The 18,752-nt window shown below is 74.7% G+C and carries 19 protein-coding genes and 1 pseudogene; 5 read left to right on the top strand and 15 right to left on the bottom strand.

Features of this window, described 5'->3' with window-relative positions:
* Positions 1-99 precede the first annotated feature (99 nt).
* The gene (locus GC722_RS04755; protein ID WP_156608393.1) at positions 100-600 is read right to left on the bottom strand and encodes a MarR family winged helix-turn-helix transcriptional regulator; all 501 of its coding nucleotides are present in this window, start codon (positions 598-600) and stop codon (positions 100-102) included.
* Between the two features lie 102 nt (positions 601-702).
* Between GC722_RS04755 and GC722_RS04750 the strand changes: the two genes are divergently transcribed.
* Complete coding sequence (locus tag GC722_RS04750) at positions 703-1,611, top strand: LLM class flavin-dependent oxidoreductase (protein WP_156608391.1); 909 nt, start codon at positions 703-705, stop codon at positions 1,609-1,611.
* Positions 1,608-3,863 carry an LLM class flavin-dependent oxidoreductase gene (locus GC722_RS04745; RefSeq protein ID WP_156608389.1) on the top strand — a complete coding sequence of 752 codons (2,256 nt, stop codon included), beginning with the start codon at positions 1,608-1,610 and terminating at the stop codon, positions 3,861-3,863. Before GC722_RS04750 ends, GC722_RS04745 begins: the two co-directional genes overlap by 4 nt.
* 42 nt (positions 3,864-3,905) lie before the next feature.
* Here the strand turns inward: GC722_RS04745 and GC722_RS04740 are convergent, their stop codons facing one another.
* Positions 3,906-4,742, bottom strand: coding sequence for an Fpg/Nei family DNA glycosylase (locus tag GC722_RS04740; RefSeq protein ID WP_197429794.1), 837 nt, complete (start codon positions 4,740-4,742; stop codon positions 3,906-3,908).
* A gap of 76 nt (positions 4,743-4,818) precedes the next feature.
* Between GC722_RS04740 and GC722_RS04735 the strand changes: the two genes are divergently transcribed.
* Positions 4,819-6,270, top strand: a complete 1,452-nt coding sequence (locus GC722_RS04735; protein WP_331714382.1) for an MDR family MFS transporter — start codon at positions 4,819-4,821, stop codon at positions 6,268-6,270.
* Between the two features lie 51 nt (positions 6,271-6,321).
* Here the strand turns inward: GC722_RS04735 and GC722_RS17610 are convergent, their stop codons facing one another.
* The 6 genes and pseudogenes from GC722_RS17610 to dnaK all read right to left on the bottom strand — a co-directional run bounded on the left by GC722_RS17610 (position 6,322) and on the right by dnaK (position 11,500).
* Positions 6,322-6,543 carry a hypothetical protein gene (locus GC722_RS17610; protein ID WP_197429858.1) on the bottom strand — a complete coding sequence of 74 codons (222 nt, stop codon included), beginning with the start codon at positions 6,541-6,543 and terminating at the stop codon, positions 6,322-6,324.
* 614 nt (positions 6,544-7,157) lie between these two features.
* Positions 7,158-7,316, bottom strand: a pseudogene (locus tag GC722_RS19450) (hypothetical protein); the annotation flags it as partial.
* A 73-nt stretch (positions 7,317-7,389) separates the two neighbouring features.
* A complete protein-coding gene (locus tag GC722_RS04725) occupies positions 7,390-7,812 on the bottom strand; it encodes a heat shock protein transcriptional repressor HspR (RefSeq protein ID WP_331714381.1) in 423 nt (140 codons plus the stop codon).
* Positions 7,809-8,963, bottom strand: a complete 1,155-nt coding sequence (gene dnaJ / locus GC722_RS04720; RefSeq protein WP_331714380.1) for a molecular chaperone DnaJ — start codon at positions 8,961-8,963, stop codon at positions 7,809-7,811. Before dnaJ ends, GC722_RS04725 begins: the two co-directional genes overlap by 4 nt.
* Positions 8,964-8,993: 30 nt before the next feature.
* Positions 8,994-9,638 (bottom strand): nucleotide exchange factor GrpE, encoded by a 645-nt coding sequence (gene grpE, locus GC722_RS04715; protein WP_331714379.1) that lies wholly within the window; start codon positions 9,636-9,638, stop codon positions 8,994-8,996.
* Positions 9,635-11,500: a molecular chaperone DnaK gene (dnaK, locus tag GC722_RS04710; protein WP_156608381.1), complete on the bottom strand. Its 1,866-nt coding sequence runs from the start codon at positions 11,498-11,500 to the stop codon at positions 9,635-9,637. Before dnaK ends, grpE begins: the two co-directional genes overlap by 4 nt.
* A 218-nt stretch (positions 11,501-11,718) precedes the next feature.
* Between dnaK and GC722_RS04705 the strand changes: the two genes are divergently transcribed.
* Entirely contained in the window at positions 11,719-12,450 is a 732-nt protein-coding gene (locus tag GC722_RS04705; protein ID WP_197429793.1) for a YaaA family protein, read from the top strand.
* A gap of 18 nt (positions 12,451-12,468) precedes the next feature.
* Here the strand turns inward: GC722_RS04705 and GC722_RS04700 are convergent, their stop codons facing one another.
* Both GC722_RS04700 and GC722_RS04695 read right to left on the bottom strand, forming a co-directional pair.
* Positions 12,469-12,663, bottom strand: a complete 195-nt coding sequence (locus GC722_RS04700; protein WP_156608379.1) for a hypothetical protein — start codon at positions 12,661-12,663, stop codon at positions 12,469-12,471.
* A 32-nt stretch (positions 12,664-12,695) separates the two neighbouring features.
* Entirely contained in the window at positions 12,696-13,067 is a 372-nt protein-coding gene (locus GC722_RS04695) for a DUF3140 domain-containing protein (RefSeq protein WP_156608378.1), read from the bottom strand.
* Positions 13,068-13,178: 111 nt separating this feature from the next.
* Here GC722_RS04695 and GC722_RS04690 point away from each other — a divergent pair, with 111 nt between their 5' ends.
* Positions 13,179-13,847 carry a vitamin K epoxide reductase family protein gene (locus GC722_RS04690; protein ID WP_197429792.1) on the top strand — a complete coding sequence of 223 codons (669 nt, stop codon included), beginning with the start codon at positions 13,179-13,181 and terminating at the stop codon, positions 13,845-13,847.
* Positions 13,848-13,877: 30 nt separating this feature from the next.
* On the opposite strand, the gene GC722_RS04685 is transcribed toward GC722_RS04690, so the two are convergent.
* The 5 genes from GC722_RS04685 to GC722_RS04665 form a co-directional block, all read right to left on the bottom strand.
* Positions 13,878-15,419: a protein kinase family protein gene (locus GC722_RS04685; RefSeq protein WP_156608374.1), complete on the bottom strand. Its 1,542-nt coding sequence runs from the start codon at positions 15,417-15,419 to the stop codon at positions 13,878-13,880.
* Positions 15,420-15,522: 103 nt separating this feature from the next.
* Positions 15,523-16,491: a ketopantoate reductase family protein gene (locus GC722_RS04680; RefSeq protein WP_197429791.1), complete on the bottom strand. Its 969-nt coding sequence runs from the start codon at positions 16,489-16,491 to the stop codon at positions 15,523-15,525.
* Positions 16,488-17,009, bottom strand: a complete 522-nt coding sequence (locus tag GC722_RS04675; RefSeq protein WP_156608370.1) for a pyridoxamine 5'-phosphate oxidase family protein — start codon at positions 17,007-17,009, stop codon at positions 16,488-16,490. The genes GC722_RS04680 and GC722_RS04675 overlap by 4 nt, the downstream gene beginning before the upstream one ends.
* Before the next feature lie 59 nt (positions 17,010-17,068).
* Positions 17,069-17,473 (bottom strand): plant mobile domain-containing protein, encoded by a 405-nt coding sequence (locus GC722_RS04670; protein ID WP_156608368.1) that lies wholly within the window; start codon positions 17,471-17,473, stop codon positions 17,069-17,071.
* Between the two features lie 68 nt (positions 17,474-17,541).
* Positions 17,542-18,636, bottom strand: a complete 1,095-nt coding sequence (locus GC722_RS04665) for an ATP-dependent DNA ligase (RefSeq protein ID WP_156608366.1) — start codon at positions 18,634-18,636, stop codon at positions 17,542-17,544.
* Positions 18,637-18,752: the final 116 nt, after the last annotated feature.

Genomic DNA, 18,752 nt, shown 5'->3' with positions numbered 1-18,752 from the left:
CTCCGCTCAACTCTGCTCAGGGCTCTCTCGGGGGTCGCTCCGGGCCACCCCGTGACGCCCCTGGCCCGCGCCGCCGGTGCCCACCGGCACGCGACGGAGCTACCGGGGCCGGAGGGCCGACTCGACCGCCTCGCAGGGGTCCACCGGGTCGACCTGCCGGATGGCGCAGGCGACGACCCCGAGCAGGTGCCGGAGCGTGGCGCGGTCCTCGCCGGGCAGGCTCGACAGGGCCCGGTCCTCGGCGGCACGGACGTCGAGCTCGAGCCGGGCCAGCCGCTGCCGGCCGGCGGGCGTGGCCACCAGACGTCGCTGGCGCCGGTCGTCGGGGTCGACCTGGCGCTCCACCCAGCCGGCGGCGACGAGGTCGTCGACGACGTAGGTCATCACCGTGCGGTCGATGCCGAGGTGGCGGGCGAGCGCCAGCTGGCTGCGCTGGTCGCCGTGCACGACCGAGGTCAGCACCTGGAACCCGCGGTGCCCCTGCGGGACGTCGTCGAGGACCCGGCCCACCTCGTCCTGGTAGTGACGCAGCAGCACCCCGAGGGTCCAGCCCAGCTCCTGGTGCCCCAGCCGGCCGCCGTCGGTCGTCGTCCTCGCCATCCACCCATCGTACGTCGCGACGCACGGTTGAACCGATCATCTGTCGGACATACGATCTGTGTGACCGCAGATCCGCTGCGGCACGACATCCCAGGACCCACCATGAGCGACTACGGGCACGACCTCCTGCTCGGCTCCTTCATCACCCCGACGAACGCCCGCCCCGAGGAGGTGGTCCGGCTGGCACGGGCGAGCGAGGTGGCCGGTCTCGACCTGGTCACCTTCCAGGACCACCCGTACCAGCCCGGGTTCCTCGACACCTGGACGCTGATGTCCTACGTCGCCGCGCGCACCGAGCGCATCTCGCTCTCCGGCAACGTGCTGAACCTCCCGCTGCGCCCGCCCGCGGTCCTCGCGCGCGCGGTGGCGAGCCTGGACCTGCTCAGCGGCGGCCGCGTCGAGCTCGGGCTGGGCGCCGGCGGCTTCTGGGACGCCATCGAGGCGATGGGCGGGCGCCGGCTGAGCCCCGGTCAGGCCGTCACCGCGCTCAGCGAGGCGATCGACGTCATCCGCGGGGTGTGGGACACCTCGACCCGCCAGAGCCTGAGGGTCGAGGGCACCTACTACGGCGTCCGCGGCGCGAAGCGCGGACCCGCACCGGCGCACCCGGTCGCGATCTGGCTGGGGGCGTACAAGCCGAAGATGCTGGCCCTGACGGGTCAGAAGGCCGACGGCTGGCTGCCGTCCCTGCCCTACATCAAGGACCCCCAGGAGCTGGTCGACGCCAACGCGCGCATCGACGAGGCGGCTGCCGCGGCCGGGCGCGAGCCCTCGGCCGTCCGCCGGCTCCTCAACATCGGCGGGACCTTCACCACGGGCGCCAGCACCGGGTTCCTGCAGGGACCGGTGTCGCAGTGGGTCGAGCAGCTCGCCGAGCTCACCCTCCAGCTCGGGTTCAGCGGCTACGTCCTGACCGGCGACGACGAGCGGTCGCTGCGCGTCCTCGGCGAGGAGGTGGCCCCCGCCCTGCGCGAGGTCGTCGCCCAGCACCGCGAGGAGGCGGCCCGATGACCCGCGACCACGGGTACCCGGTCCGGCTCGGCGTGGCCGTCGACCCCTCGGTGCTGACCCCGGACGGGCTGACCCGGCTGGCCCGGACGGCCGACGAGGCCGGGCTGGACCTGCTGGCCGTCACCGACGCCGCCGCCGGGGAGGCCTCCGGGCCCAGCGGTCCGGACCCGTGGACGACGCTCGCCTGGTTGGCCGGCACGACCGACAGGATCACGCTGGCCACGCACGCCCTCGCACCGACGGGTACTGCCGCGGTGCTGGCCCGCGCCGCCGCCGACCTCGACCGGATCACGGGCGGCCGCCTGGAGCTCGGTCTGACCGCCGTCCCGACCGGCGCCGCCTCCCCGGCCCTGGGCGTGCAGCCCCACGCGGGCGCGGTCGGGGAGACCATCGCCGTCCTGCGCAGCATGTGGACGGCCGACCGCGGCCCGGTGCGCGCCGCCGGGCCGCTCCACCGGGTGCCGGGAGCCGAGCCGGGGCCCGCGCCGGCCCACGAGCTGCCGGTCTGGCTCAGCGGCACCGACGAGGCGCTGCTCGACCTCGCCGCCCGCACCGCGGACGGCTGGTGGACCGAGGCGCCGGACCCGACCACCGTCGCCGCGGCGCAGTCGCGCCTGGACGCCGCCGCCGACCGGGCGGGCCGCGACCCGGCGGAGATCCGGCGCCTGCTGACCCTGGCCACGCTGCCCGACCTGCCCGCCCTGGTCCGGCTGGTGGTCGAGGACGGCATCGACACGGTCCTGCTGGCCACCACCGACCCCGCCACCGTGCAGCACCTCGCCACCGCGGTCGCCCCGGCCCTGCGCGACCTCGTCGCCGCGACCCGCAGATCCCGCGGCACCCGCCCGGCGCCGACCCGACCCGCCCGTGTCCGTGCCCGCCGGCGAGCGGGCATCGACTACGACGACGTCCCGGCCGGCCTGGAGACGGTCGAGCCGGGGGACGCCCGCTACCGCAGCATGCGCTCGAACTACCTGCGCGGCGGGAGCCCCGGACTGGTCCTGCTCCCCCGTGACACCGAGCAGGTCGTCACCGCTCTCGGCTGGGCCCGTAGCCAGCCCGTGCCGCTGGCCGTCCGCAGCGGCGGCCACGGGATCAGCGGCCGCTCCACCAACGACGGCGGCATCGTCCTCGACCTCCGCCACCTCGACGCCGTCGAGGTGCTCGACCACCGGACCCGCCGGGTGCGGATCGGTCCCGGCGCGCGGTGGGGACAGGTCGCCGAGACGCTGCAGCCGTACGGGTGGGCCCTCACCTCCGGCGACTACGGCGGGGTCGGGGTGGGCGGTCTGGCCACCGCCGGCGGACTGGGGTTCCTCGCCCGCCAGCACGGTCTGACGATCGACCACCTGCGAGCCGCCGAGGTCGTGCTGGCCGACGGCACGGTGGTGCGGACCGACGAGGAGCACCACCCGGACCTGTTCTGGGGTCTCCGGGGAGCGGGCGGCAACCTCGGCATCGTGACGGCCTTCGAGTTCGAGGTCGCCGAGGTCGGCGACGTCGGGTTCGCCCAGCTGGCCTTCGCCGTGGACGACGTCGCGGGCTTCCTGGTGGACTTCGGCGCCCTCGTCGAGACCGCGCCGCGGGACCTGACGCCGTTCCTCATCATGGGACGTCCCCGCGGGGGTCAGGTGCTGGCGCAGGTGATGGCCGTGGTCGCCTCCGACGACCCCGAGACGATCGTCGCCCGGCTGCAGCCCTTCGCCCGGCTGGCGCCGCTGGTGCAGCAGTTGGTGCAGCTGCTGCCGTACAGCGGCGTGGTGCAGCGCACCGACGACGTGCACGCCGGCCAGGGCGAACCCGTCACCCGGTCGGCGATGCTGGAGCACCTGAGTCCGCAGTTCGCCGACGACGCCGAGCGGCTCCTGCGCAGCGGCGACCTCTACTTCTTCCAGATCCGCTCCGTGGGAGGCGCGGTCAACGACGTCCCCGCCGGGGCCACCGCCTACGCCCACCGCACGGCCGGCTTCCAGGCGGTGGCCCTGGGCACGTCCCGGGAGCGGCTCGACCGGCGCTGGGACGCCATGAGCCACCACTTCTCGGGGATCTACTCCAGCTTCGAGACCGACCGGCGCCCCGAGCGGCTCGCCGAGATCTTCCCCGGACCCACGCTCGCCCGCCTGCGCGCACTCAAGGACCGCTACGACCCCGAGGACGTCTTCGGCCACAACCACTCGGTCGCGGCGGCCGGCGTCGCGGCGCCGGCGTCCCGCGGCCGAGCAGCGTCCCCGCCGGCACCCCGGCCCGCCTGACGCTGCCGCGCCGGACGGGCGTCAGGCCGCCGTCGCGGCGGGTCAGCGCTGCTCGGCCGGGCACCAGAAGGTGGTGCGTCCGCCGACGGTGGCGCGGGCAAGCTCGGCGCCGCAGCGCGGGCAGTGGCCGCCGGGCGTGCGGTGCTCGATCACCTCACCGGTGTGGACACCGCCCCGCGCGATGGCGGCCTCGGTGGCCGCCAGCAGCGCCCGGTGCAGCGCCGCCAGCTCCTCGGCGCCCAGCTCCCCGGCCGGACGCCGCGGCGAGATGCGCGCCTGCCACAGCGTCTCGTCGGCCAGCAGGTTGCCCACCCCCGCCAGCACGGACTGGTCGAGCAGCCGCGCCTTGACCGCGACCGTGCCGCGCCCGACCCGGGCGGCGAACTCGGCGAGGTCGACCTGCTGCGCGTCCGGGCCGAGGGCGGACAGGTCGAGGTCGAGCCGGACCCGGCCCAGCCGGCGCTTGTCGAACAGCCGCAGCTGGCCGCCGTCGTCGAAGGTGAGTGTGAAGCGGTCCCACTCGGGCTTGCGGTCGGGCTGGTCGGCGACCCTGCCGTAGCGGCCGCCCAGCCAGTCCCCGCCCTCGATCGAGCTGCCGTCCGCATCCGTCACCACGATCCGCCCGCTCATCCCCAGGTGGATGCCGAGCGCGGGGCCGGCGCCCTCGCCGCCGTCCGCCCCGGAGGTCTCGCACCACATCGACTTGCCCCGCCGGTGGACCGAGACCAGCCGGCGCCCCACGAGGGCCCGGGCGATCTCGCCCGGGGCGTGCGGACGGCACTCGTAGCGGTCGGTGTCGTCCACCGCCGCGATCCTGCGTCCCAGCGCCCCCCTCTCGATGGTGGCGCGGGCGCTCTCGACCTCCGGCAGCTCTGGCACCCCCCGAGTCTGCCCGAGCCGTCCCGCCGGGCAGGGGGACGCGGGCCGCCCGCGGCTGGCGTGGTCGAATGGGTCGGTGACCGAGCAGCAGGCGACCCGTGCCGGTGTGGGGCTGCGCTCCGAGCGCGGCCCGGTGCTGCTCGCGGTGATGCTCAGCACCGGTCTGGTGGCCATCGACTCCACCATCCTGGCCACCGCGGTGCCCGCCCTGGTCGCCGACCTCGGCGGCTTCAGCCAGTTCCCGTGGCTGTTCTCGGCCTACCTGCTGGCCCAGGCCGTCACCACCCCGATCTTCGGCAAGCTGGCCGACGTGCTGGGCCGGCGCACCGTGATGCTCGTCGGCATCGGCTCTTTCGTGCTGGGCTCGGTGCTGTGCGGGCTGGCCTGGAGCATGCCCGCGCTGATCGCCTTCCGGGCCGTGCAGGGCATCGGCGCCGGGGCGGTGCAGCCGATGGGCATGACGATCATCGGCGACATCTACACCGTGGCCGAGCGGGCCCGGGTGCAGGGCTACGTGGCCAGCGTGTGGGCGGCCTCCTCGGTGGTCGGTCCCACCCTGGGCGGGATCTTCGTCGACTTCCTCGACTGGCGCTGGGTGTTCTTCGTCAACATCCCGCTCGGCGGGCTCGCCGCCTGGGTGCTGGTGCGGCGCTTCACCGAGCGCACCCGGCCCACCAGCCATCGGATCGACTGGCCAGGCGCCGCGCTGCTGACCGTGGCCGCCTCGCTGCTGATCCTGGGGCTGCTGTCCGGCGGGGTCGAGTGGGCCTGGACCTCGCCGACCTCGCTGCTGGTGCTGGGCGCCGGCACCGTGGCCGCGCTGGCCTTCGTGCTGGTCGAGCGCCGGGCCGCCGAGCCCGTGCTGCCCGGCTGGGTCTTCGGCCGGCGGGTCCTCAACGGGGCGCACCTGAGCAGCCTCGCCGTCGGTGCGCTGCTGATCGGGCTGACCTCCTACATCCCCGTCTACGCCCAGGGGGTGCTGGGCACCAGCGCGCTGGTCGCCGGGTTCGCGCTGGCGGCGATGACCCTCGGCTGGCCGCTGGCCGCCGCCAACGCCGGACGGCTCTACCTGCGGCTGGGGTTCCGCGACACCGGGCTGATTGGTGCCGTGCTGGCGCTGGCGGGCACGGCCTCGATGCTGCCGCTGGGCCTGCACAGCTCGGTGTGGCACGTGGCGGCGGGCTGCTTCGGGGTCGGTGTCGGCCTCGGGCTGATCGCCGCCCCGACGCTGATCGCGGCCCAGTCCACGGTGGGCTGGGAGGAGCGCGGGGTGGTCACCGGGGCGGTGATGTTCGCCCGGTCGATGGGCAGCGCGCTGGGGCTGGCGGTGTTCGGTGCGGTGGTCAACGCCCGCGTCGGCACCCAGCTGGGCGGCCACGGCGGCGGTGAGGCCGCGCTGCCGGCGGAGCTGCTCTCCCCGGCCGTGCACGACGTCCTGGTGGTCTCGACCGGGGTCGCGGTGCTGCTGCTGGCGGCGGTGCTGGTGGTCCCCCGCCGGGTGCGCACCGCAGAGGACGCCTCCACGTGAGCAGCGGCGCCCGATCGGCTGCGCAGTCGCAGCGGATCGGGCGCCGCCGGCTCAGACCACGGACCGGCAGCGTCGGCAGCGGCGGAAGAGCCCGCCCCAGCCGCCGTCGACCAGCAGCGTCGCCACCTGGGACGCCGCCTCGCACGGCCGCTGGGTGACGTCCGGCCAGCCGAACCGCAGCGTCCGCTGGCCCGAGAGCATGGCCAGGTTGTCCCGGCGCATGTCGCGGAAGCGTCCGGCCCCCTCGTGGAAGCGGCCGTCCAGCTCCACCACCAGCCGTGGTCGAGGTACACCACGTCGCGCACCGAGCCGGACGCCCGCTGCTGCCGCTGCCCCGCTCGCAGGCCGTGGGCCCGCTCGACGTCGTGCAGGTAGCGCCGTTCCAACGGCGACTCGACACCGGCCGACACCTCGGCCAGCACCTCGGCGATCAGCCGGCGGTGACGCAGCCGCGGCCGCTCCGCCGCCGCCCGGCGCACCCGGTCGGGGGTGGTGCGGCGGGTCTGCACGGCGCGGATCAGCAGCGCCACGGCCTCGTCGGGCGTGAGCTCGGCCAGCAGGTCGAGCAGGGTGTCCTCGACGCCCAGCCGGGGCGGGTCGCCGACGCGCGTCGTGCGGTGGGTGCCGGGCCGCTCGTGCCGGAAGCGCCACGGGCCCACCCCGCCGCGCACCCGGCTGTCGCGGGGCAGCCACACCTCCAGCTCCGGCGGCGGCTCCGCCAGCCCGTGCAGGTGGGCGGCGGCCCAGCCGCCCAGCCGCGCGCCGTCCCCGCCGACCAGCACCCCCGCCCAGGCGAGCCCGAGCCAGCGCGGCTCCTCGGCGGCGTGGACGGCGTAGACGCCGCGGCCCAGCGGCCGCCACCGCCCCTCGCGCACCAGCCGGGCCACCGAGTTGCGTCCCAGCCCGTGCCCGCGGGCCTGCTCCAGGGACACCACGCCCGCCTGCAGGACGGCGAGGTCGGCCAGCTGGGGGCCTGGGTCGAGGCGTGCGTGCACCCTCCGACCCTCCCCCGCCCGCCACCTCCCCGCCTCCGCCCGGACCCACATCTGTGGACAGGGACGACAGCGGCGCCCGATCCGCTGCGCAGTCGCAGCGGATCGGGCGCCGGTAGGTCGGAGGTCAGCGACCGAGCGCGCGGGGCGGCTCGATCAGCCGGGCCCGGTGGGAGAGGTGGACGTGACCGCCCGCGTCGGCGGCGAAGAGCCGGCTGTCGGGGGCCACGCGGGCCATCCGGAGCAGCTCGGTGAGCTCCTCGGTCCGGCTGCGGAGCCGGTCGATCTCGTCCTGCATCTCCAGGATCCGGCGGATCCCCTCGAGGTTGATCCCCTCCATCTGGCTGAGGTGCTGGATCAGCCGGAGCCGGGCGATGTCGCGGCGGGAGTAGCGCCGGCCCCGACCACGGGTGCGCTGCGGCTTCACCAGACCCATCCGGTCGTAGGACCGCAGGGTCTGCGGGTGCATGTCCGCCAGCCGGGCCGCGACCGAGATGACGAACAGCGGGGCGTCGCTGTCCACCACCTGCGGCAGGTGCTGCTCGGTCACGACCGGACCTTGGCGAAGAGCTCGGCCCGCGGGTCACCCGCCGGCGCCTTGGCCACGAAGGACTCCAGGGCCGCACGGGCGTCGGAGCTGAGGTCCTTGGGCACCACCACGTCGACGGTGACCAGCAGGTCGCCGACCGTGCCGTCGCCGCGGCTCACGCCCTTGCCGCGGACCCGCAGCGTGCGCCCGCTGGGGGTGCCGGCGGGCAGCCGCAGCCGCACCGGCTGCCCGTTGAGGGTCGGCACGGTGATCTCGGCCCCGAGCGAGGCCTCGGCGAAGGTCACCGGCACCTGCAGCGTCAGGTTGTTGCCGCTGCGGCCGAAGACCGGGTGCGGGCGGACGTGGACGGTGACGTAGAGGTCGCCGTTGGCGCCGCCGTTCTCACCGGCCCCGCCCTTGCCCTTGAGCCGGATCCGCTGCCCGTCGGTCACCCCGGCCGGGATCCGCACCGACATCGTGCGGGTCGAGCGGCCGCGGCCCGAGCCGTGGCACTCCGGGCAGGGGTCGTCCACCACCAGCCCGCGACCCCGGCACTCGGTGCAGGGTTCGCTGACGGCGAACACCCCGCCGGCGGTCGAGGTCTGCATGCCCGATCCCTGGCACTTGGTGCAGACGTGCGGCACGGAGCCGGAGCGGGCGCCGGTGCCGTGGCAGACCGGGCAGGCGGCGTCGCTGACCATCTGCATGGGCACCGTCACGCCGTCGACGGCCTCGACGAAGTCGATGGTGACCTCGCCCTCGACGTCGCTGCCGCGGCGCGGGCCGCGGGTGGTGCCGGCCCGGCGGGTGGTGCTGTTGAACAGCCCGCCGAACAGGTCGGAGAAGTCGGCCCCGGAGGCGCCACCGGCGGCGTTGCGGAAGAGGTCGTCGACCCCGCCCCCGCCGCCGCTCCCGCCGGGCGGGAACCGGAAGCCGCCGAAGCGGCTCCGGGTGGCGTCGTACTCCTTGCGCTGCCCGGGGTCGGACAGCACCTGGTGGGCCTCCGACGCGTCCTTGAACCGCTGCAGGGCCTCGGCGTTCCCCGGGTTCGCGTCGGGGTGGTTCTCCCGCGCGATCTTGCGGAACGCCTTCTTGATCTCCTCGGGCTTGGCGTCCTTGGAGACGCCCAGGACCTTGTAGTAGTCCTTCTCGAGCCAGTCCTTCGTACTCACCGAACGCCTCCTTCCCCCGCTGCCCTCAGGTCAGCTCTGCTCGCTGCTGGACTGGTCGTCGGACGGGGCCGCCGGCTCGGCGACCGCGACCCGGGCCGGACGGAGCACCCGCTCGCCGACGCGGTAGCCGACCTGCAGCACCTGCACGCAGGTGGGCTCGGTGACGTCCTCGGCGTAGGCGTGCATCAGCGCCTCGTGGACCTGCGGGTCGAACGGCTCGCCCGCCTCGCCGAAGGAGGTCAGCCCGTGCCGGGCGGTGACCTTCTCCACGCCCTCGCCGACCGCCTTGAAGGCGCCGGTGAGCTCGCCGTGCTCGCGGGCGGAGCGGACGTCGTCCAGCACCGCCAGCAGGTCGCGGAGCACCGACTCCACGCCGGCCGCCCGGCTCACCTCGCGGTCGCGGTCGACCCGTCGCTTGTAGTTGACGTACTCGGCCTGCAGCCGCTGCAGGTCGAGCGTGCGCTCGCTCAGCGACTGCTCGAGCGCCGCCAGCTGCGGGTCCACCGCGGGAGCCTCGGCCGCGGGGGCGGCGGCGTCGGCCACCTCCCCCTCGACCGCCTCCGCGGCGGGGGCCGCAGCCTCGGGCTGCGGCTCCCGCACCTGCAGGGTCTCGGGGTCGATCCGGCGCCGGTCGCGGATGGTCGGGCCCTGGGGCTCGGTCCCGGGATCGGTCACTGGTTCGCACCCTTCTCGTCGTCGACGATCTCGGCGTCCACCACGTCCTCGTCGGTGGAGCTGGCACCGGCGGAGCTGCCGTCGGTGCCGGCGGAGTCACCACCGGCGGCCTGCTGCTTCGCCGCGGCGGCGGCGTAGACGGCCTGGCCCATGGCGGCCGCGGCGGAGTTCAGCTTCTCCATGCCGGACTTGATGGCGGCGTCGTCGGTGCCCTCGAGGGCGGTCTTCAGCTCGGCGATGGCCTCCTCGACGGGCTTCTTGACCTCCTCGTCCAGGGTCTCGCCGTTGTCGGCGAGCAGCTTCTCGGTGCGGAACACCAGCGCGTCCGCCTCGTTGCGCTGCTCGACGGCCTCGCGGCGACGACGGTCCTCCTCGGCGTGGGCCTCGGCGTCCTTGACCATCTGGCTGATCTCGTCCTTGCCCAGCGCGGAGCCGCCGGTCACCGTCATGGACTGCTCCTTGCCGGTGGCGGTGTCCTTGGCGTGGACGTGCACGATGCCGTTGGCGTCGATGTCGAAGGCGACCTCGATCTGCGGCATGCCGCGCGGGGCGGGCATCAGGCCGGTCAGCTCGAAGTTGCCGAGCGACTTGTTGTCGCGGGCGAAGTCGCGCTCGCCCTGGTAGACCTGGATCATCACCGACGGCTGGTTGTCCTCGGCCGTGGTGAAGATCTCCGAGCGCCGGGTCGGGATGGTGGTGTTGCGCTCGATGATCTTGGTCATCACGCCGCCCTTGGTCTCGATGCCCAGCGACAGCGGGGTGACGTCGAGCAGCAGGACGTCCTTGACCTCGCCCTTCAGCACACCGGCCTGCAGGCTGGCGCCCAGTGCGACGACCTCGTCGGGGTTGACGCCCTTGTTGGGCTCCTTGCCGCCGGTGAGCTCCTTGACCAGCTCGGCGACGGCCGGCATGCGGGTGGAGCCACCCACCAGGATGACGTGGTCGATGGCGCTGACGGAGGTCTTGGCGTCCTCGATCACGGCGTGGAAGGGGCTGCGGCAGCGGTCCAGCAGGTCCTGGGTGAGGCGCTGGAACTCACCGCGGGTGAGGCGCTCCTCCAGGTGCAGCGGGCCGGACTCGCCCAGCGTGATGTAGGGCAGGTTGATGGTGGTCTCCGAGGCCGAGGACAGCTCGATCTTGGCCTTCTCGGCGGCCTCCTGCAGGCGCTGCCGGGCGATCTTGTCCTTGCTCAGGTCGGTGCCGAACTTGCCCTTGAACTGCTTGACGAGCCACTCCACGATGCGGGCGTCCCAGTCGTCGCCACCGAGGCGGTTGTCGCCCTTGGTGGCCTTGACCTCGAAGACGCCGTCGCTGATCTCGAGCAGGGACACGTCGAAGGTGCCACCACCGAGGTCGAAGACCAGGATGGTCTGCTCGGTCTCGCCCTTGTCCAGGCCGTAGGCCAGGGCCGCGGCGGTGGGCTCGTTGATGATCCGGTCGACGGTCAGACCGGCGATCTCACCGGCCTCCTTGGTGGCCTGGCGCTCCGCGTCGGAGAAGTAGGCCGGCACGGTGATGACGGCGTTGGTGACGGTCTCACCCAGGTAGGCCTCGGCGTCGCGCTTGAGCTTCTGCAGCACGAAGGCGCTGATCTGCTGCGGCCGGTACGACTTCTGGTCGATGTCGACCTTCCAGTCGGTGCCCATGTGGCGCTTGACCGAGCGGATGGTGCGGTCGACGTTCGTGACGGCCTGCCGCTTGGCGACCTCACCGACCAGGACCTCACCGGCCTTGGCGAACGCGACCACCGACGGCGTCGTCCTGGCGCCCTCGGCGTTGGGGATGACGGTGGGTTCGCCACCCTCGAGAACGGCGACCACCGAGTTGGTGGTGCCCAGGTCGATTCCGACTGCACGTGCCATGTTCTGAGTTCCTCCGAGAGTTCTGAGTCAGCGGTCTGAGTCAGGGAGGCTCAACCTCTGCATTGAGCCCGACAGACTCAACTATGCACCGGGTCGGCTCATTCCACCAATCGGGGTTGAGCCTGGTTCGCTCAAGGCAACGGGCAGGGGTCCGCTCGGGGTGCCCGAGCGGCGGCGCACACCCGCTGGTCCCCTCCGGCGGTCGCTAGGCTCCCCCGGTGATCGTCGTGCTGCCGCCCTCGGAGTCCAAGCACGAGCGTCGGCGGGGACGTCCGATGTGCTGGGAGGAGCTGTCCTTCCCGGCCCTGGACGGGCGACGACGGCAGGTCGCGGCGGCCCTGGCCGAGGCGAGCGGACGTCCGGACGCGGCCGAGCTGCTGGGAGTCAGCCCCGCCCTGGCCCCCGAGATCGCCCGGAACACGCGGCTGGCCACCGCCCCCGCGGTCCCGGTGGCCGAGCTGTACACCGGCGTCCTCTACGACGCCCTCGACCTGGCCGGCCTGGACCCAGCCTCGCGGCGGCGGGCGGGTCGGCGGCTGGTGGTGAGCTCGGCGCTGTTCGGCGCGCTGCGGCCGGGCGACCGCGTCAGCCCGTACCGCTGCTCGATGGCGGCACGGCTGCCGGGGACGGGGCCGCTGGCCGCCGCCTGGCGGCCGGTGCTCGGGCCGGTGCTGGACGAGGTCGCCGGCGAGGGGCTGGTGGTGGACTGCCGCAGCGGCGGCTACGCGGCCGCCTGGACCCCGCACCGGCTCGAGCGCTGGGTGCGGGTCGTCGTGCCCGGCGCCACGCACATGGCCAAGCACACCCGGGGGCTGGTGGCCCGCGAGCTGTGCCGCCGCGCGGAGCGGCCGCGGACCGCCCAGGGGCTGGCGGAGCTGCTGGCCGGGCCCTTCCGCGTCGAGCTCTCCGCGGCGGCGAAGGGGTGGACGCTGGCGGTCACGGCCCGCTGAGCCGGGCGGCCCGGCGGGTCAGGAGGCCTCGGGGTCGGAGGTCTCGTCGAGGATGTCGTCGAGGGCCTCGCGGACGGCCTGGCGGGTGGCCAGCCGCACCGACGCGGCGTCCTGCAGGGCACGGGTGTCGGCGTCGGCCAGCCGTCGGCGTTCGGTCCGCTCGGCCTCCAGGGCCTTGTCGCGGGCGTGCCGGATGCGCTCCCAGATGTCCATCTCTGCCTTCCGTGTCGGGTGGTTGCGGGCGGTCAGGACTTGAGCGGGTCGTGACCCCAGTTCATCAGCGAGTACCGCCACCGGGAGTGCTCGACGTCCGAGCCCGGCCCCTGGGCGAGGTGGCGGTGCACGTAGCCGACGACCTTGCGCATGTGCTCGTAGTCGTCGTCTCCGAGGTCGGCCTTCCTGGCCCGCAGGATCTGCACGATCCGGCGCCCGGAGGCGTGCCCGGTGGACTCTCCAGAGCCACCGGACTTCTGCCCGACCTCCTGGGCCTCGTCGGTCTCCAGCCACTCCTCCAGCTCCTTGGGCGTCATGTTGACCGCCTCGCGGAACTCCTGCCAGATCTCCTCCCGGCCCGCCTCGTCCCGGCCCGCCTCGTCCCCGTCCGCCTCGCCGCTCATGCGGAGGTGGTACCCCGTCGGCGACGGTGCACGCCGGGCGGATCGCGCCGGGCCCCGGCGGAGGCGTCACCTACGATGGGCGGGGCCGTACGACGCGAGCGAGGACTACCGATGACCACCACCGCCCAGGGCACCTCCGGCGACGAGCTCGACGAGGACCTCGACGGCCCGGACGCACCCGAGGACGAGATGAGCCGTCGCTGGGGCGTGCTGCTGGTGGTCACCTCCGCGCTGGGGTTCCTGGCCGCGATGGTGCTCACCGTGGACCGGTTCCACCTGCTGGCCGACCCCGAGGCGCAGTTCGTCTGCGACATCAACCCCTTCGTGGCCTGCGGTCCGGTGATGTCCTCGGCCGCCGGGGCGCTGTTCGGATTCCCCAACCCGCTGCTCGGCATCGGCGGGTTCGCGGTCACCGGCACCCTCGGGGTGGTGGTGGCCAGCGGGCTGCGGCTGCCGAGGTGGGTGCTGGTCTGCCTGCAGGTGGCGGTGCTGGCCGCCGCGGCCTTCATCACCTGGCTGCAGTTCCAGAGCCTGCACGTGATCAACGCGCTGTGCCTGTGGTGCATGCTCGTCTGGCTGGTGACCATCCCGCTCGTGGTGACGACCACCGTCACCACGCTGCGCACCGGAGCCCTGGGCGCCGGCGCCCAGCGGGTCGGGCGGGCGCTGCGGGACTGGCAGTGGGTGCTCGTGCTGGCCTGGTACGTCGTCGTGGCCACCGCCGTCGTGCTCCGCTTCTACCGCGAGTTCGCCCGCTTCTACTTCGGCATCACCCTCTGACGCCTCCCCCTCCCGGCCGGTCGGCCCCGCTCACCAGACCAGCACCACGGCGTCGTCGCCGCCGGTGCAGGTGATGAGGCCGTCGGCGCTGTCGCAGGAGAGCGTGTAGGTCTGGCGGGTGACCGGGCTGGTCGCCTCGACCTGCTGGGCGGCGAACGGGTCGGGCGTGCGGGCCAGCTGCTGGCGGGTCTCCTCGGCGAACGGGCAGGAGGTCCGTGGTGTCCCCGCCGCCGAGCCGCGCAGCCCGCCGGCCGGTCCGCCCGCGGGTTCGCACACCACCGCGCCGGCCGGCAGCGCCGGGGTGGCCCGGGGCGTCGCGGAAGGGCTCCGGGGCTCCTCGCCGTCCGTGCCCTGCGGTGACGGCTGCTGCGTGGTCCGCGGCGCCGCGGTGCCTGCGGTCCCCCCGGGACGTCCGGGCGGGTCGAACAGCAGCCACAGGAAGACGCCGGTGGCCACCACGGCGAGCAGGGCGAGCAGCAGCGCCACCACCGGCACCAGCGAGCGCCGCCGGGGTGCGGCGCGGATCGTCGACGGGGGCTGCTGCCGCTGCTGAGGTGGGACCGGGGGCTGCTGCGGCGGGGCCGGGTGCTGCTGCGGCGGGGCCGGGGGCCCGGCGGGCGGGGTGGGCGCCGTCAACGGGCGGGTGACCCCGGAGGCCGACGTCGCGGGCGTGGTCGTCCCCGGCGGGGTCCGGACGGGCACCGCCGGCCGCGCCGGGCCCGGTCCGTGGAGGGCGGAGCGGAGGGCGGTGGCCTCCGGGTCGGGTTCCGACCGCGGCGGCAGCGGCACCGGCGGGCCACCGGCCGCCATCGCGGCCCGCGCGGCCCGGGCCAGCTCCGCCGCCGTCTGCGACCCGGCCGGGCGGGGACCGAGCCGCTGGCGGAGCAGCTGCACGAGGGCGGCCGGCACCGCGGCGGGTGCTGCGGCCGGCCCCACCCCGGTGAGCGCGTCGTGCAGCAGCGCGGCCAGCGACCACAGGTCCGCGGCCGTCGCCGCCGGGCCGGCCGGGTCCACCGGACCCGTCAGCCAGGGGGCGCGGTAGGCCAGCTCCGGCGCATCGGGCGCCACCCCGGCCTCGGCCAGCAGCGCCCCCAGCCCCAGGTCGGTCACCCGCGCCACCTCGTCGTGGCCGACGACGACGGTGGTGGGCGAGAGCGCCAGGTGGGCCACCCCGCGGCTGTGGGCCGCGTCGACCGCGGCCGCCAGGTCCTCCAGCAGGGCCAGCGCCCGCGCCGGGGGCAGCGGCTGGTGCTCCAGCAGCGTGGCCAGCCCGGTGCCCGACAGCACGCCCAGCTCGGCGCACAGCAGCCCGTCGACCTCGCCCCACCGGCGCAGCGGCACCAGGTGGCGCTCCAGCACGCCGGCACCCCGGGCCATCCAGGACGAGAACCGCGAGCGCACCACCGGGTGGGCGGCCACCTGCTCGGAGAGCACCATGACGAGCGCCACGGAGCCGCCCGGCTCCTCGGCCCGGTAGATGGCCCGGGCGGACGTCTCGTGCAGCAGGTCGGTCAGGCGCGAGGAGCCCAGACGCGTCCCCACGCGCCGTCCGGCCGGCGTGGCTGGCTGCATGCTGCTCCCCTGTGGCTGGACGTCCCCCGACTGACCGCGGTGGCCGACCGACCGCGGTGGCCAGTGTCACCCGCGGCCGCCCGCCCGGCCAACCCGGCGGCCCTCAGGAGTCGAGCTGGGCGAGCAGGTCGGCCGCCGGGATGCTGCGCGGACGCCCGCCCACCAGCGAGACGGCGGCACGGCGGAGCAGGTCGTTGGCCGGGGCCGTCCGTCCCATCCGGTGCGCCAGGGCCACGATCTCGCCGCTGAGCCAGTCCACCTCGACGCTGCCCGTGCCGCGGGCCAGGCTCTGGTAGGTGGAGCTCCCGCCCCGGCCGGGGGCGGTGGCGATCAGGTCCCCGCGACGGGCGGCGTCCTCCTCGCGGCTGACCACCTCGATCCCGGCGGCGGCGAGCACCTGCTCGCCCTCCTCGCGGACCCGGCGGGCCAGCTCGTCGCGCTCCGGGCCGGGCTCGCAGGCGGCGTCCACGGCGTTGCCCAGGTTGGAGACGAGCTTGCGGTACTTCCAGGCCATGATGTCGGCCCGCGGCTGGGACTCCATCCCGGCGTGGCGCAGGTCGGCGGCGAGCTCCTCGGCCAGCGGGTCGATGCTGCCGTCGCTGCGGGGCGGGTAGCGGCCGCAGTCGAGGACGGCCGGCACGTTGGTCGAGTAGGCCTCCACCTTCCCGGGCTCCAGGTAGGTCGCCGGCAGCATCACGCAGATCCCCAGCACCCGCGCGAACCAGCGCAGCGCCGCGGGCTCGTTGGCCACCCCGTTCTGCAGGCAGGACACCACGGTGGACTCCGGGGCGGCCTGGTGCAGCCGGGGCAGCACCTGCGCGGTGGCGTCGCTCTTCACCGCCAGGTGCACGATCTCGTCGCCGGTCCACATCACCTCGGCGGGGTCCTCGACCGCCCGCACGTCGAGGTGCTCGTCCACGGTCGAGGTGACCAGGTGCAGCCCGTGCTCGCGGATGGCGCGCAGGTGGTCACCGCGGGCGATCAGCGTGACCGGCAGACCGGCCCGGTGCAGCAGCCCGCCGACGACCCCGCCGACGGCTCCCGCGCCGTACACCACGTGGTGCCGGCTCACGGCAGCTCCACGGTCTCGTTGCGGGTCGCCTCGACGTCGCCGCGGGTGACCTGGGCCTTGAGCAGCGACACCGCGGTGGCCAGCCGTCCGGCGCTCTCCCAGTACTCCGCGGTGCTGCCGTCGACCTTGACCAGCACGGCGCCCAGCTCGGCCGGGCCCGGGTCGTCCGCGTCGGTGTCGGTGGAGCCCTCGGCGTCGAACCAGGCGGCCGCCACCGGGTTCCACAGCTCCCGGGCGCGCGCCGGGTCCTCGACCAGCGACGCCGTGCCCGAGACCGAGACCCAGCTGTCCTTCGACTGCAGGGCGACGTTGACCTGGGGCTGGGTGAGGACCTGCTGCAGCAGCTCGGCCTCCCGGTCGACGAAGAACCACAGGTCGCCGTCGAACTCGACCTGCTGCACCGACAGCGGGCGGGACACCAGCCGGCCGTCGGCGGCCACGGAGGTGACCATCGCGATCCGGGCGTCCTTCATCAGCTCGGCCACCTTCTGCACCGATCCCTCGGCGTCTGCGGACATGCTTCCTCCTCGGTGCTGCGGCGACGGCGGGGTTGCCGTCCCGCACCGTCCGGTACCCACTAGGCCCGGCCGATCACCCGCAGCAGCGCCTTGGCGTAGACGCACTCGACGTCGTTGTCGATCACCCGGACCTCCTCGCCGCCGGCCTCGACCGTGACCACCCAGGAGTCGTAGACCCGCGCCAGCGACGAGAACGCCTCACCGAGGGCGCTGCGGAGCTGGTCCTCCCGCGGCAGCCAGACCACCTCGCCCTGGGCGATGCTGTCCAGCGCCCACTCGGTGGTGCCGTTGAACTTCACCAGCCCGCCGCCGAGCGCCAGCCGCTCCACCTCGATGGTCATGTCGCTGACCAGGAAGACGTCGTGCTCGAGGTCGGGTCGCGGGATCATGAAGCGGTCCCCGTTGGCCGGCTTCCATTCCAGCCCGGCCCGGGCCAGCTCGACGGCGAGCTCAGGAGTGATCATCTGCCCATCCCACCAGAGCCGGCCAAGACCGCTCCGCCCGGGCTCCTCCGCGACGGTCCCGCCCGGGCTCAGCGGGGCGGGGCGAGGATGTCGTCCAGGTCGAACCGGACGACCTCCTCCAGCTGCTGGTAGGTGCACGAGCGGGGGTCGCGGTCGGGACGCCAGCGGTTGAACTGCGCGGTGTGGCGGAAGCGCACCCCCTCCATGTGCTCGTAGCGCACCTCCACCACGAGCTCGGGCCGCAGCGGGGTGAAGGAGAGGTCCTTCCCGGCGTTCCAGCGGCTGCCCTCGGAGTTGCGGGGGGTGCGGGCGCCCTCCGTGGGCGCCGGGCCGCCGCCCGCCCCGGTCGGCTCCGCCCAGGCCCAGGGGTGGTCGTCGAAGGTGGTGACGAGGGGCTGCAGCTCGCGGAAGAGCTCCTTGCGGCGGGCGGCGGGGAAGGCGCCGATCACGCCGACGCTGACCAGGTCGCCGCCGTCGTCGTAGAGCCCGAGCAGCAGCGAGCCGATGGCGTCCGGGCCGCTCTTGTGGGTCCGGTAGCCCGCCACCACGCAGTCGGCGGTCCGCTGGTGCTTGATCTTGAACATGGTGCGCTTGTCGGGCTGGTAGGTGCCCTGCAGCGGCTTGGCCACCACGCCGTCGAGCCCGGCCCCCTCGAACTGGGAGAACCACTGCTGGGCCAGGGCCTGGTCGCGGGTGGCGGGGGTGACGTGGATGGGCGCCCGGACGTCGGCCAGGGCCTCGACCAGCAGCTCGCGGCGGCGCTCGAACGGCTGGCCGGTCAGGTCCTCCTCGTCCAGCGCCAGCAGGTCGAAGGCGACGAACCGGGCGGGGGTCTGCCGGGCGAGCAGGTTGATCCGGCTGGCCGCGGGGTGGATCCGCTGCTGCAGCACCTCGAACTCCAGCCGGTCCCCGACCGCGACCACGATCTCGCCGTCCAGCACCACGCGCCCGGGGAGCTCGGCCCGCACCGCCTCCACCAGCTCGGGGAAGTAGCGGGTCATCGGCCGCTCGTTGCGCGAGCCGATCTCGACCTCCTCGCCGTCGCGGAACACGATGGCGCGGAAGCCGTCCCACTTGGGCTCGTAGCTCATCGCGCCGCCCGGGATCTCGGGCACGGACTTCGCCAGCATCGGCTTGACGGGCGGCATGACAGGCAGTCGCATGGGCGTCATTCTGCTCCTCGCCGGGCCGGCCCGCCGGAGGTCGCGGCCCTGCCGGGGTGTCCCGGGGAGCGGGGTGCAAGGCGGGCTGGGTGTCGAGCGGGCGGGGTGTCAGGCGG

Origin of the sequence: Auraticoccus cholistanensis (assembly GCF_009742705.1) — a bacterium.
GTDB lineage: Bacteria > Actinomycetota > Actinomycetes > Propionibacteriales > Propionibacteriaceae > Auraticoccus > Auraticoccus cholistanensis.
The sequence above is the reverse complement of the archived record's forward strand: the minus strand, read 5'-3'. Positions and strand labels throughout refer to the sequence as shown.

Coding starts and splice junctions, on each gene's coding strand:
- GC722_RS04755 (WP_156608393.1), bottom strand. CDS start 600: ATGGCGAGGACGACGACCGACGGCGGCCGGCTGGGGCACCAGGAGCTG.
- GC722_RS04750 (WP_156608391.1), top strand. CDS start 703: ATGAGCGACTACGGGCACGACCTCCTGCTCGGCTCCTTCATCACCCCG.
- GC722_RS04745 (WP_156608389.1), top strand. CDS start 1,608: ATGACCCGCGACCACGGGTACCCGGTCCGGCTCGGCGTGGCCGTCGAC.
- dnaK (WP_156608381.1), bottom strand. CDS start 11,500: ATGGCACGTGCAGTCGGAATCGACCTGGGCACCACCAACTCGGTGGTC.
- GC722_RS04700 (WP_156608379.1), bottom strand. CDS start 12,663: ATGGACATCTGGGAGCGCATCCGGCACGCCCGCGACAAGGCCCTGGAG.
- GC722_RS04695 (WP_156608378.1), bottom strand. CDS start 13,067: ATGAGCGGCGAGGCGGACGGGGACGAGGCGGGCCGGGACGAGGCGGGC.
- GC722_RS04690 (WP_197429792.1), top strand. CDS start 13,179: ATGACCACCACCGCCCAGGGCACCTCCGGCGACGAGCTCGACGAGGAC.
- GC722_RS04685 (WP_156608374.1), bottom strand. CDS start 15,419: ATGCAGCCAGCCACGCCGGCCGGACGGCGCGTGGGGACGCGTCTGGGC.
- GC722_RS04675 (WP_156608370.1), bottom strand. CDS start 17,009: ATGTCCGCAGACGCCGAGGGATCGGTGCAGAAGGTGGCCGAGCTGATG.
- GC722_RS04670 (WP_156608368.1), bottom strand. CDS start 17,473: ATGATCACTCCTGAGCTCGCCGTCGAGCTGGCCCGGGCCGGGCTGGAA.
- GC722_RS04665 (WP_156608366.1), bottom strand. CDS start 18,636: ATGCGACTGCCTGTCATGCCGCCCGTCAAGCCGATGCTGGCGAAGTCC.